The organism is Streptomyces nojiriensis (assembly GCF_017639205.1).
GTDB lineage: Bacteria > Actinomycetota > Actinomycetes > Streptomycetales > Streptomycetaceae > Streptomyces > Streptomyces nojiriensis.
Genome location: NZ_CP071139.1, coordinates 5207501 through 5220461, shown reverse-complemented (window position 1 = coordinate 5220461; position 12961 = coordinate 5207501). Strand labels below are relative to the sequence as shown.

At 68.6% G+C, this 12961-nt stretch carries 11 protein-coding genes and 2 rRNA genes (1 of these 13 only partly in view); 3 read left to right on the top strand and 10 right to left on the bottom strand.

What is annotated here, in order from left to right; genetic code table 11:
• Positions 1-93: 93 nt before the first annotated feature.
• The 3 genes from JYK04_RS24355 to JYK04_RS24345 all read left to right on the top strand — a co-directional run bounded on the left by JYK04_RS24355 (position 94) and on the right by JYK04_RS24345 (position 3678).
• Positions 94-1068, top strand: coding sequence for an HAD family hydrolase (locus JYK04_RS24355; RefSeq protein WP_189733647.1), 975 nt, complete (start codon positions 94-96; stop codon positions 1066-1068).
• A gap of 360 nt (positions 1069-1428) precedes the next feature.
• Positions 1429-2241 (top strand): ECF subfamily RNA polymerase sigma factor, BldN family, encoded by an 813-nt coding sequence (locus JYK04_RS24350; RefSeq protein WP_189733648.1) that lies wholly within the window; start codon positions 1429-1431, stop codon positions 2239-2241.
• A gap of 228 nt (positions 2242-2469) precedes the next feature.
• Positions 2470-3678, top strand: coding sequence for a DUF5667 domain-containing protein (locus tag JYK04_RS24345; protein WP_189733650.1), 1209 nt, complete (start codon positions 2470-2472; stop codon positions 3676-3678).
• A gap of 62 nt (positions 3679-3740) precedes the next feature.
• On the opposite strand, the gene JYK04_RS24340 is transcribed toward JYK04_RS24345, so the two are convergent.
• From JYK04_RS24340 to JYK04_RS24295, 10 genes are all read right to left on the bottom strand, one after another.
• A complete protein-coding gene (locus JYK04_RS24340; protein WP_189733652.1) occupies positions 3741-4721 on the bottom strand; it encodes a lysophospholipid acyltransferase family protein in 981 nt (326 codons plus the stop codon).
• Entirely contained in the window at positions 4721-5806 is a 1086-nt protein-coding gene (locus JYK04_RS24335; RefSeq protein WP_189733654.1) for an NAD-dependent epimerase/dehydratase family protein, read from the bottom strand. The genes JYK04_RS24340 and JYK04_RS24335 overlap by 1 nt, the downstream gene beginning before the upstream one ends.
• 95 nt (positions 5807-5901) lie before the next feature.
• Positions 5902-6000 (bottom strand): 30S ribosomal protein bS22, encoded by a 99-nt coding sequence (locus tag JYK04_RS24330; protein ID WP_003948845.1) that lies wholly within the window; start codon positions 5998-6000, stop codon positions 5902-5904.
• 142 nt (positions 6001-6142) lie between these two features.
• On the bottom strand, positions 6143-6352 hold the full coding sequence (locus JYK04_RS24325) for a helix-turn-helix domain-containing protein (RefSeq protein WP_008738568.1): 210 nt from the start codon (positions 6350-6352) through the stop codon (positions 6143-6145).
• A 114-nt stretch (positions 6353-6466) separates the two neighbouring features.
• Positions 6467-7297: a phosphatase gene (locus JYK04_RS24320; protein ID WP_189733656.1), complete on the bottom strand. Its 831-nt coding sequence runs from the start codon at positions 7295-7297 to the stop codon at positions 6467-6469.
• A gap of 94 nt (positions 7298-7391) precedes the next feature.
• On the bottom strand, positions 7392-8540 hold the full coding sequence (locus JYK04_RS24315; protein WP_189733803.1) for an acetoin utilization protein AcuC: 1149 nt from the start codon (positions 8538-8540) through the stop codon (positions 7392-7394).
• A complete protein-coding gene (locus tag JYK04_RS24310; RefSeq protein ID WP_189733658.1) occupies positions 8512-9738 on the bottom strand; it encodes an MFS transporter in 1227 nt (408 codons plus the stop codon). The genes JYK04_RS24315 and JYK04_RS24310 overlap by 29 nt, the downstream gene beginning before the upstream one ends.
• 43 nt (positions 9739-9781) lie before the next feature.
• Entirely contained in the window at positions 9782-10447 is a 666-nt protein-coding gene (locus JYK04_RS24305) for an HAD family hydrolase (protein ID WP_189733660.1), read from the bottom strand.
• A 196-nt stretch (positions 10448-10643) separates the two neighbouring features.
• Positions 10644-10760, bottom strand: a 5S ribosomal RNA gene (gene rrf, locus JYK04_RS24300).
• 78 nt (positions 10761-10838) lie between these two features.
• Positions 10839-12961: ribosomal RNA gene (locus JYK04_RS24295) — 23S ribosomal RNA — on the bottom strand (it continues 1000 nt past the right edge of the window).

Below are 12961 nucleotides of genomic sequence, written 5' to 3'. Positions count from 1 at the left end.
CGCGCCCTCACGTAACAGCAGCGCCCCGAAGAGTTCACGCCTCCGCATCCCATCGGTTCGGGAACTCCCGAACACAGTGGCTATGCTCGCGTCATGGCCGCTCTCGGATGGCTCCCCCCTCGTCGGCGCTCCGCCACCGCACGCAGCGTGCTGGCGGGCGAGGCCTCTGCCGAGGCCGCCCGCAAGACCGCTCTGACCGAGGCCCCCGCGCTCACCGAACCGGAAACGGAACCGGAAGCCCTCGCCGAAGAGGGCTCGGAGCAGACCCCGGACGAACCCGCCTTCCCGGTCGCCGGCGACGATCTCGCCGCGGCCTTCTTCGACCTCGACAACACCGTCATGCAGGGCGCCGCGATCTTCCACTTCGGCCGCGGGCTCTACAAGCGCGAGTTCTTCCGGCGCCGCGAGCTCGCCCGCTTCGCCTGGCAGCAGGCCTGGTTCCGGCTCGCCGGGGTCGAGGACCCCGAGCACATGCAGGACGCCCGCGACAGCGCCCTGTCCATCGTCAAGGGCCACAAGGTCTCCGAGCTGATGGCGATCGGCGAGGAGATCTACGACGAGTACATGGCCGAGCGGATCTGGCCGGGCACCCGTGCCCTGGCGCAGGCCCACCTCGACGCCGGCCAGAAGGTGTGGCTGGTCACGGCCGCCCCCGTGGAGACGGCAACGATCATCGCCCGCCGCCTCGGTCTGACCGGGGCCCTGGGCACCGTCGCCGAGTCCGTCGACGGGATCTACACCGGCCGCCTGGTCGGCGAGCCGCTGCACGGCCCCGCGAAGGCGGAGGCGGTCCGCGCCCTGGCCGCCGCCGAGGGGCTCGACCTCGAACGCTGCGCCGCGTACAGCGATTCGCACAACGACATCCCCATGCTGTCGCTGGTCGGACATCCGTACGCGATCAATCCCGACACAAAACTGCGCAAGCATGCCCGCACCAACGACTGGCGACTGCGCGACTATCGGACCGGCCGCAAGGCCGTGAAGGTCGGCGTCCCGGCGGCCGCCGGCGTCGGCGCGATCGCGGGCGGCGCCGCCGCTGCCATCGCCCTGCACCGCCGCCGCAAGTAACAACACCAGGCCCGGGGCCCGCGAGCCCCGGGCCCGCCCGGACCGCGGCCCCGCCCCGGACATTCGCACACCCCTACCCGCGCCCCCGGCGCGGCACTCCGGCATGCCCGACTCGGTCGCGGGACCTCTTGGAAGCGTCCATTCCGCGCATCCAAGCGATCAAGAATCGATCACCAACTGCGACTGAATATGCCCTCGACACGCAACAGAAGTGTCGGAACCGGTGATTTGAGCAACTGGGTGTAGCGCTGCCTGTACGAAGCGTTATTCTCCTCAAACGCATGCCACCGGCCATCTGTCGCCACGACGGGTGAACGGTTCCGCACTGCACGTGATGGAAGCTCTGCCTCTGGGAGTCCCGTGTACCCACCTGTCGGGGTTGACGCCTCGGGCCTGGCTCAGCTGCGCGCAACGGTCCTCGACCACCTGCGCGGCTTCGTCCCCACCGCGTACGCCGCCCCCGCCTTCGCCGCCGCGGTCCCTGCCGGCCTCGGCCCGGCCGGTCCTTGCTATGCCCTGACCGACGGCGGCGCGACGGTGGGCAGACGAGGTCGCGCCGCCGGCGGCTCGAACGCCACCGGCACCGGCACCCAGACCACCCACCGCCGCCCCACGGCGGACAGCGACCAGGCCCGCATGATGGATCTGGTCGAACGCGCCCAGGCCGGCGAGGCCGAGGCCTTCGGCCGCCTCTACGACCAGTACAGCGACACGGTCTACCGGTACATCTACTACCGCGTCGGCGGTAAGGCGACCGCGGAGGACCTCACCAGCGAGACGTTCCTGCGCGCCCTGCGCCGGATCTCCACCTTCACCTGGCAGGGCCGCGACTTCGGCGCCTGGCTCGTGACGATCGCCCGCAACCTGGTGGCGGACCACTTCAAGTCCAGCCGCTTCCGGCTGGAGGTCACCACCGGCGAAATGCTCGACGCGAACGAGGTCGAGCGCAGCCCCGAGGACTCCGTCCTGGAGTCCCTCTCCAACGCGGCCCTGCTGGAGGCCGTGCGCAAGCTCAATCCGCAGCAGCAGGAGTGCGTGACCCTGCGCTTCCTGCAGGGCCTCTCGGTCGCCGAGACGGCCCGGGTGATGGGGAAGAACGAGGGCGCCATCAAGACGCTCCAGTACCGGGCGGTGCGCACCCTGGCCCGCCTCCTCCCCGAAGACGCCCGCTGACCCTCCGACACCAGACAACCTCACATTCGGTGACCCCTCGATGACGCTGTGGTCAGATCATCCTTCGTCCGTAACCCAAGTGCCGCGACGCTCGTTGTGCGGAATGCAGGCTCCCTGTGGACACGCTTTGCCCGAAGCCGCTCACTCGAAAGTGTGGATGCGCTCAAGGAAGGCAACCTTCCGGACACCTTGGGGAGTCGATCGTCATGACGAGAGGAGGTGCCGCCAGTGATCGCGAACGTGACCCCGCACCGGCGGGCGAACGCCTTCGCCCAGGCCCTGGAGGATCGGACCCCGTCCGACCTTCCAGATCCGGACTCGGCGGCCGAGCAGTCCGAGGCACCTGCCGAACCTGCCGACCACGACCGGCTGTTGGCCCTGGCGAGCGTGCTCGGCGAAAGAATGCCGCGCCCAGTGCTGGACCCCGAGGTCAAAGTGGTGCAACGAGCCCAGCTCATTGCCGCCATGGAGGCCATGGTGCTGGAGGAGAGGGCCGGGGGCGGTGCGGCCTCGGACCCTCAGGTGCCCGAACAGCGGACCGGCCGCGGCGCCCACCGGGCGACCCCGCTCCGGAAATTGCGGCCCCGCTCCCGCTGGTCCAAGGGCATCGCAGCGGGCGGCCTCACCGTGGGTGTGGCCGCGGGGGCCTTCAGCGGAGTGGCCGCTGCCAGTTCCGACGCCCTGCCCGGTGACCACCTCTACCCCGTGAAGCGGGGCATGGAGGACCTGAAGCTGGGGATGGCCGACGACGACTCGGACCGGGGCGAGCTCTATCTCGACCAGGCCTCGAACCGCCTGTCGGAAGCCCGCCGGCTGATGGAACGGGGCCGGCTGGGCGACCTGGACCACGAGTCCCTGGGCGCGATCCGCCGGGCCCTGGCGGGCGTGAAGCACGACGCGGAGGAAGGCCACCGCCTCCTCCAGGCCGCGTACGAACGGGACGGCTCGCTCGGCCCTATCCAGAAGCTGTCGTCGTTCTCCCGCTCCCACCGCGACGCGTGGGGCAAGCTCCGCGAAAAGCTCCCGGCGCAGCTCACGGACGTCGGCGGTGAGGTGGAGTCGGTCTTCCAGGCCATAGACGAAGACGTGGCGCCGCTGCAGAGCCTGCTCCCCAAGGCACCGGAGCAGACCCACCGCACCGGAGGCACCCCCGGCTCGTCCGCCAAGCCGGGCACCCCCAGCGGCGCCCGACCATCCGCCCCGGCGGCCGGCAGCACGCCCTCCGGCAGCCCCGCGACGCCGTCCCCCTCGGGCAGCTCCCGGCCGCCCGCCGGCGGCCTCCTCGGCGGTACGGGCGACCTGCTCAACCCGCCCGCGGGACAGTCGACCCCGCCCCCCTCGGGCACGCCGGAGAATCCGAAGCCGGACATCACCATCCCGCCCCTGCTCCCGGGGCTCCTCCCGGGCCTGGGCCTGGGCGCGGAGGACGCCGAGTAACAGGAAAGGGCGGGGCTGCCGAAGCAGCCCCGCCCTTTCCTTCGGCCTCCGCCGACCGTGCGTCAGAAGAACACGGACCGCCGCTGCACCAGCAGCTTGTAGAGCGTGTGCTGGATCTGCTCCCGCACCTGGTCCGTGAGGTTGAACATCAGCATCGGGTCCTCCGCCGCCTCCGCGGCGTACCCGTCCGTCGGGATCGGCTCCCCGAACTGGATCGTCCACTTCGTCGGCAAAGGCACCGCGCCCAGCGGCCCCAGCCACGGGAACGTCGGCGTGATCGGGAAGTACGGGACCCCCAGCAGCCGTGCGAGCGTCTTCGCGTTGCCGACCATGGGGTAGATCTCCTCCGCCCCCACGATCGAGCACGGCACGATCGGCGTCCCCGCCCGAAGCGCCGTCGACACGAACCCGCCGCGCCCGAACCGCTGCAGCTTGTACCGGTCCCCGAACGGCTTCCCTATCCCCTTGAAGCCCTCCGGCATCACACCGACCAGCTCCCCGGCCTCCAGCAGCCGCTGCGCGTCCTCCGCGCACGCCAGGGTGTGCCCCGCCTTGCGGGCCAGCTCGTTGACCACCGGCAGCATGAACACCAGGTCCGCCGCCAGCAGCCGCAGGTGCCGCTCCGCCGGGTGGTGGTCGTGCACGGCGACCTGGAGCATCAGCCCGTCGAGCGGCAGCGTCCCGGAGTGGTTGGCCACGATCAGCGCGCCGCCCTCCGCCGGGATGTTCTCGATGCCCTTGACCTCGACCCGGAAGTACTTGTCGTACAGCGGCCGCATCAGGGACATCAGGACCTGGTCCGTCAGCTCCTTGTCGTAGCCGAAGTCGTCGACCTCGTAGTCCCCGGTGACCCGCCGCCGCAGGAACGCCAGCCCGCCGGCGATCCGCCGGTCCCAGCTGTCACCGGGCGCCGCGGCCGGCGCCGGCTCGGGAGCCGCCGGCGGCTCCACCACCGGCTCGGCAGCGGGCACCGCCCGCACACGGCGGGGGATCCGCCGCCGCGGCCGGTCCTCGTCGAACGGAATGACCTTGGCGTCCGCCACTATCGCTTCGCTCCTTCAGCCGCGTAGGCGTCGTCCTCGAGCCCGTCGAGCCCGTCTGCGTCCAGCATGGCCGCCACCCGGTCCACGGCCCGTCCGACCCGCTCCGGCGGCAGCAGACCTGTCCCCCGGCTCCGCGCGAAGTCCGCGAAGGTCTCGGCGGTCGTGTAGAGCGGCTCGAAGCCGAGGACCTCGCGCATCTGCGTGGTCTCCACGACCCGGCCGTGGGTGAGCAGCCTTATCTGCTCCGGCGAGAAGTCACTGGCCCCGACCGTCCGCAGCGCGGCGCCCACCCAGTTCAACGCGGGCAGCAGCAGCGGCAGCGTGGGCCGGCCGAGCCGCCGCGAGCACTGCGACAGCAGCAGTACGCCGTCACCCGCGACGTTGAACGTCCCGCTGTTCAAGGTCCCGCGCCGGGGCTCCCGCGCCGCCAGCCGCAGCACTTCGAGGACGTCGTCCTCGTGCACGAACTGCAGCCGCGGGTCGTACCCCAGCACGGTCGGCATCACCGGGATCGAGAAGTACTCGGCGAGCGCCGAGTCCGCGAAGGGCCCCAGGATGTTCGCGAACCGCAGGACGCACACCGCGACGTCCGGCCGTCTGCGCGCGAAGCCCCGTACGTAGCCCTCGACCTCGGCGGCGTCCTTGGCGAAGCCGCCCGCCGGCAGGGACTTCGGCTCCGTGGTCTCGGTGAAGACGGCCGGGTCCCGGGGGGTGCCGCCGTAGACGCTGGTACTGGACTTCACCACGAGCCGTCGTACCGTCGGCGACTTCTGGCAGGCCCCGAGGAGCTGCATGGTGCCGATGACGTTCGTTTCCTTGACGGTGCTGTGCGCACCGCCCGTTCCCGCGCTGCCTCCGGTGACCGCCAGATGGACCACCGTGTCGACGGCGTGCTCGGCCAGCACTCTGGCGATCGCCGACCGTCTGATGTCCGTACGGACGAACTCCGCCGATCCGAGCCGGTGCGGCGGTGTCACGGCGTCCACCGCGATCACCCGCTCGACGTCCGGATCACGCTGGATCCGGCGCACGAAGCGGCCGCCCAACTGCCGGGCAGCCCCGGTGACGAGTACGACCTTCCCCACGAGCTCAGCGCCTCCCTCGAGAAGTCCCCCGGCTGCACCGCAGCCCCTCCACCAAGGATGGTGGAGGGGCTGCGGAGAACACGTACAGCTGCCGTTTACTTCTTGTTACGGCGCTGGACGCGGGTGCGCTTGAGCAGCTTGCGGTGCTTCTTCTTAGCCATCCGCTTGCGCCGCTTCTTGATAACAGAGCCCACGACTACCCTCGCTCACTTCTCTTCACTGGTGCGGGGCGTCTGGGCCCACACGACCTACGTCGGCCTAGCCTACCCGCCCGAGCTCTGAGCTTGTAATCCGAGCGCTTCCGCGTCGTAGCCAGGGGCGTCCCGAGCCTCAGTCTCAGGCCGACTCCACCCCCACATAGGACTCTCGGAGGTACTCGTGGACCGCGTTCTCGGGGACCCGGAAGGACCGGCCCACCCGGATTGCGGGCAGATGACCGTTGTGCACCAGCCGGTACACGGTCATCTTCGACACTCGCATCACCGAGGCGACCTCCGCCACGGTCAGGAACTGAACCTCACTGAGAGGCCTCTCGCCAGCAGCCATGACACACCTTGACCTTCCGCGCATGACGGGCACCGGCTTCCCCTCCGGTTACTCCTCGTCGTCGCACGCTCACTCCCCAGAGTAGGGGCGCGTGATACGAGTGGGGAAGAGGAGCTACGGCCACTCCTGCCGCCCCGTCAGACTCGCGCGGCCGAGGATGTACCGCGTGAGCGGTCGGTAGTAGTCCGCTCGCACCGCGTCATCAAGTGGAACGGCCACCGAGACTCGCCCCTCGGCCTCCCCGACGAACAGCGCGGGATCATCCGTATCCGCCAACCCGATGGCCTCCACACCGAGCTGACCTGCACCGCAGACCCACCCGTGGTCCCCCACCACCAGCTCCGGCAGCGGCCCGCCGGCCTCCGCGAGGGCCCCCAGCGCCACCCGAACCGGCAGCGGCGAATGGGTGTGCACGCCGGTCGCACTTCCCGGCACCCGCACGCCGGGTTCCCGCACCAGTGCGACCCCCCGTACGTATTCGATGCTGTGCGTGCGTACGCCGAACCGCGTCGTCATGTCGACACTCACCCCCTGCGCCGGGGTGAGGACATCACATCCCGCCGCCGACAGCGCCTCCGCCAAACCGGCGTAGAAACCCAGGAGTCGATGCGGATGGCCCGTCCCGAACAACACCGGCGACCGCGCCCTCGCCGCCTCGCACAGCCGCCCCGCGAAAGCCTCCAGCGCGGCCATCGTCCGCTCCGGATCGATCACGTCCGGCCCGCTGACGTGCGCCGGATCCGCCGAGACCCCGCACTTGTCCGCCATCAGCCTCAGCAGATCACCCTCGCCCCACGCCCACTCCGGATCCAGCCCCAGCATCACCCGCGGATCCCGCGCCGCGAACAGCCGGTAACTGCGCAGGCTCTCCTCCCGGGAGGTGGCGACGGGCCCGGCCAACCGGGCGGCCAGCAGATGCGCACGCAGCGCGCCGGTGCTCAACACCCTCCGATGCTGCCCCAACGCATCTGGCGGTTCATCAATTCCACCGAACAGCCCCACAGTTGGCGTAACGATGCGGCAGTTCCGTACCGCACGCTCAGGTCAGCATGCCGCGCAGCGGGAACACCGCCCGACGCGTGGCCAGAACGGCCTGATCCGTCCGGTCCGCCGGGTCGTAGCCCGCGTCCCAATCCGGCCACGACGGAGTCCGCCCGTCCGTCATCCGGGCCGGCGCCAACTGCCGCGTCCGCGCGTACGCCTCGTCCCGCCACGAGGCGGGCACCGCCGTCTCCGGATCCACCGGCCGGTGCGCCGCGATCCCCACCAGATGCGTCCACGACCGCGGGACGACGTCCACCACCGCGTACCCGCCCCCGCCCAGCGCCAGCCACCGCCCGTCCGCGTACTCGTGCGCGAGCCGGTGACAGGCCTCCTGGACGGCCCGCTGGGCGTCCAGCGACACCGCCAGGTGGGCGAGGGGGTCCTCGAAGTGCGTATCGGCCCCGTGCTGGGTCACCAGCACCTGCGGCCGGAAGTCCGCCAGCAGCTCCGGCACGACCGCGTGGAAGGCCCGCAGCCAGCCCTCGTCCCCGGTCCCGGCGGGCAGCGCGATGTTCACCGCCGACCCCTCCGCCCCCGGGCCGCCGGTCTCCTCGGGCCAACCGGTCTGCGGGAACAGCGTCCGCGGATGCTCGTGCATGGAGATGGTCAGTACCCGAGGGTCGTCCCAGAAGGCCGCCTGCACACCGTCCCCGTGGTGCACGTCCACGTCCACGTACGCGACCCGCTCGGCGCCCAGCTCCAGCAGCCGCGCCACCGCCAGCGAGGCGTCGTTGTACACGCAGAAGCCGGCCGCCCCGCCCGGCATCGCGTGGTGCAGCCCGCCGGCGAAGTTCACGGCGTGCTCGGCCTCACCGTGCCAGAGCGCCTCCGCGCCCGCCACGGACTGCCCGGCGATCAGCGCGGACGCCTCGTGCATCCCGTGGAAGGCCGGATCGTCCAGGGTCCCCAGACCGTACGAACCGTCCGCGACCCCCGGGTTGGCGGACACCGCGCGCACCGCGGCCACGTAGTCCTCCCGATGGACGAGCCGCAGCGTCGAATCCCCGGCCGCGGGCGCCGCCCGCACCTCCATCGCCCGGTCCAGCCCGAAGGCCCGCACCAGGCCCATGGTCAGCGCCAGGCGCACCGGGTCCATCGGATGGCTCGGTCCGAAGTCATACCCCGTTACCGCCTCGTCCCACATCAACAGCCCGGTCACCGGCTCGCCGCTCATGCCGGACACCGTATCGGGCGCCCTCGGAGCCGAACGAGCGGGCTTGGAAGAGTGTCACCAGGACCAGCGCCATCGGCACCAGCATCGCGCCCCGGTAGCTCCAGGCGTCGCCGACCGCCCCGACGAGCGGAGACCCGATCAGGAAGCCGACGTAGTTGAAGATGTTGAGCCGCGCGACGGCCGTGTCGGACGCCCCCGGGAACAGGCGTCCCGCGGCGGCGAAGGTCTGCGGCACGATCACGCACAGCCCGATGCCCAGCAGCGTGAATCCCAGCATCCCCACCCACGCCCCCGGCGCCGCCGCCACCACGGCGAACCCGGCGGCCGCCACCAGCGTCCCGGCCCGCACCACGGCCGCCGCCCCGAAGCGCCGCACGCCCAGGTCCCCGACGGCCCGCCCCACGAGGGTGGTCACCATGTACACGTTGTAGGGGACGGTCGCCATCTGCTCCGAGCTCCCGAGCACGTCCTGGAGGTACTTGGCACTCCAGTTCGCCACCGTGGAGTCCCCGATGTACGCGCACGCCATCACCAGGCAGAGCGGCAGCAACAGCTTGAACCCGCCGGCCCCCGCTCCCTTCCCGCCGGTCTCCCCCTGACCCGCCGTCCCGTCGACGTAGCGCCGGCTCCCCAGCAGCGCCAGCGGCAGCAGTACGGCCACGGCCGGCAGATAGCTGACGAAGAGGTTGAGCTGCCAGTGCGCGCCCGCCCACGCGGCCGAGGCCCCCAGGATCCCGCCGAGGCTGTACGCGGCGTGGAAGCCCAGCATGATGCTCCGCCCGTACGCCCGCTGCAGGCTGACCCCGAGCATGTTCATCGAGGCGTCCAGCGCACCCACCGACAGCCCGAACGCCCCCAGCGCCACCGCCACGTGCCACATCTGGCCGCCGGCCCCGACGGCCAGCAGGGACAGCAGCACCAGCGGCTGCGCCCACCGCAGTACGACGCTGGGCGGCACCCGTTTCACCAGGTGCTCGGTGGCCACGCTCGACGCCCCCGCGAGGACCGGCACCGCCGCGAGGAAGGCGGGCAGCAGGCCGTCGGATATCCCGTACCGGTCCTGGATGGCCGGGATCCGCGTCACGAGCAGCGCGAAGGCGACGCCTTGCACGAAGAAACTGAACCCCAGAGCGCCGCGGCCGCGCCGCAGCCGCACATCATCCGTCATGGCGGGTCAGCGTAGGGCCACGGGCTACCCGTGGGTAGAGAGATCACATACCCAGTCCGGCCTCCAGCCCGAGCAGTCCGGTGAGCTGCTTCATGTCACCGAAGTGCCCGGTGGCCCCGGGGAGCCGGTCGGCGGGCAGCATCGCCGTGAACGCGTACACGTCCATGCCCGCGGCGACGGCGGCCTGGACACCGAGCGGACTGTCCTCGATGACGACGCACCGGGCGGGCTCCACGCCCATCTGCGAGGCCGCGTGCAGGTACAGGTCGGGAGCCGGCTTCCCCTGGCCCACGTCCTGCGCGCTGAAGATCCACTCCTCCTCGAACCACCCGTCGAGCCCGGCCACCCGGTGCCCGACCCGGATCCGGTCGTGGCTCCCGGAGGAGGCCAGGCAGTACCCGACCCCCTGCGCGGTCAACGCCCCCAGCACCTCCTCCACGCCGGGGACGGGCTTCAGCTCCTGCTCGAACGCGGCGACGGTCCGCGCGTGCAGGGTCTCGTCGAAGTCGGCCGGCAGCTGCTGCCCGGTCCGCTCGACGACGAGGTCGTGCACCCGGTGCACGGCGGACCCCATGTAGTCGCGGACCGACTCCTCGTAGGTGGTCGGGTGCCCCAGCTCGGTCAGGTACCCGGCGAGGATGCTGTTGGCGAGCGGCTCGCTGTCCACCAGCACGCCGTCGTTGTCGAAGATGACGAGGTCGTAGCCCATACCCCCACAGTACGAACTAAAGGGACGTAGGGCCCGTCTCGCCGGGCCGCCGATGACGCGTCACCGGGCTGCTGCGGCCATTCGGACGACAGCCGGGAGGCGCCGGCCGGGGCGATCGAGGCCGGTCCGGCCGGACCCGGCCCCAGAACGCAGAAAAGCCCCGCACCATAAGGTGCGGGGCTTTCCCACAATGATTGTTCGGCGGCGTCCTACTCTCCCACAGGGTCCCCCCTGCAGTACCATCGGCGCTGAAAGGCTTAGCTTCCGGGTTCGGAATGTAACCGGGCGTTTCCCTAACGCTATGACCACCGAAACACTATGAAATTTGAACACGCTGGTGTTGACACAGCTGTTCGTTATTTCAGAACTAACACAGTGGACGCGAGCAACTGAGGACAAGCCCTCGGCCTATTAGTACCAGTCAGCTTCACCCGTTACCGGGCTTCCACATCTGGCCTATCAACCCAGTCGTCTACTGGGAGCCTTACCCTCTCAAGGAGGTGGGAATACTCATCTTGAAGCAGGCTTCCCGCTTAGATGCTTTCAGCGGTTATCCCTCCCGAACGTAGCCAACCAGCCATGCCCTTGGCAGGACAACTGGCACACCAGAGGTTCGTCCGTCCCGGTCCTCTCGTACTAGGGACAGCCCTTCTCAATATTCCTACGCGCACAGCGGATAGGGACCGAACTGTCTCACGACGTTCTAAACCCAGCTCGCGTACCGCTTTAATGGGCGAACAGCCCAACCCTTGGGACCGACTCCAGCCCCAGGATGCGACGAGCCGACATCGAGGTGCCAAACCATCCCGTCGATATGGACTCTTGGGGAAGATCAGCCTGTTATCCCCGGGGTACCTTTTATCCGTTGAGCGACGGCGCTTCCACAAGCCACCGCCGGATCACTAGTCCCGACTTTCGTCCCTGCTCGACCCGTCGGTCTCACAGTCAAGCTCCCTTGTGCACTTACACTCAACACCTGATTGCCAACCAGGCTGAGGGAACCTTTGGGCGCCTCCGTTACCCTTTGGGAGGCAACCGCCCCAGTTAAACTACCCATCAGACACTGTCCCTGATCCGGATCACGGACCGAGGTTAGACATCCAGCACGACCAGAGTGGTATTTCAACGGCGACTCCACAACCACTGGCGTGGCTGCTTCAAAGTCTCCCACCTATCCTACACAAGCCGAACCGAACACCAATATCAAACTGTAGTAAAGGTCCCGGGGTCTTTCCGTCCTGCTGCGCGAAACGAGCATCTTTACTCGTAGTGCAATTTCACCGGGCCTATGGTTGAGACAGTCGAGAAGTCGTTACGCCATTCGTGCAGGTCGGAACTTACCCGACAAGGAATTTCGCTACCTTAGGATGGTTATAGTTACCACCGCCGTTTACTGGCGCTTAAGTTCTCAGCTTCGCAACCCCGAAAGGTCACTAACCGGTCCCCTTAACGTTCCAGCACCGGGCAGGCGTCAGTCCGTATACATCGCCTTACGGCTTCGCACGGACCTGTGTTTTTAGTAAACAGTCGCTTCTCGCTGGTCTCTGCGGCCACCCCCAGCTCACGGAGCAAGTCCGATCACCAGTGATGGCCCCCCTTCTCCCGAAGTTACGGGGGCATTTTGCCGAGTTCCTTAACCATAGTTCACCCGAACGCCTCGGTATTCTCTACCTGACCACCTGAGTCGGTTTAGGGTACGGGCCGCCATGAAACTCGCTAGAGGCTTTTCTCGACAGCATAGGATCATCCACTTCACCACAATCGGCTCGGCATCAGGTCTCAGCCTTAATGAGGGACGGATTTGCCTACCCCTCGGCCTACACCCTTACCCCGGGACTACCACCGCCCGGGCTGGACTACCTTCCTGCGTCACCCCATCGCTTACCTACTACAAGTCTGGTTCGTCGGCTCCACCACTTTCCTTTCCCCGAAGGGTCCGGAACGGCTTCACGGACTTAGCATCGCCTGATTCGATATTGGGCGTTTCAAAGCGGGTACCGGAATATCAACCGGTTGTCCATCGACTACGCCTGTCGGCCTCGCCTTAGGTCCCGACTTACCCTGGGCAGATCAGCTTGACCCAGGAACCCTTAGTCAATCGGCGCACACGTTTCTCACGTGTGTATCGCTACTCATGCCTGCATTCTCACTCGTGAACCGTCCACAACTAGCTTCCGCTGCTGCTTCACCCGGCACACGACGCTCCCCTACCCATCACAGCAGGCGTTGGCCCTATTGCTGCAATGACACGACTTCGGCGGTACGCTTGAGCCCCGCTACATTGTCGGCGCGGAATCACTTGACCAGTGAGCTATTACGCACTCTTTCAAGGGTGGCTGCTTCTAAGCCAACCTCCTGGTTGTCTCTGCGACTCCACATCCTTTCCCACTTAGCGTACGCTTAGGGGCCTTAGTCGATGCTCTGGGCTGTTTCCCTCTCGACCATGGAGCTTATCCCCCACAGTCTCACTGCCGTGCTCTCACTTACCGGCATTCGGAGTTTGGCTAAGGTCAG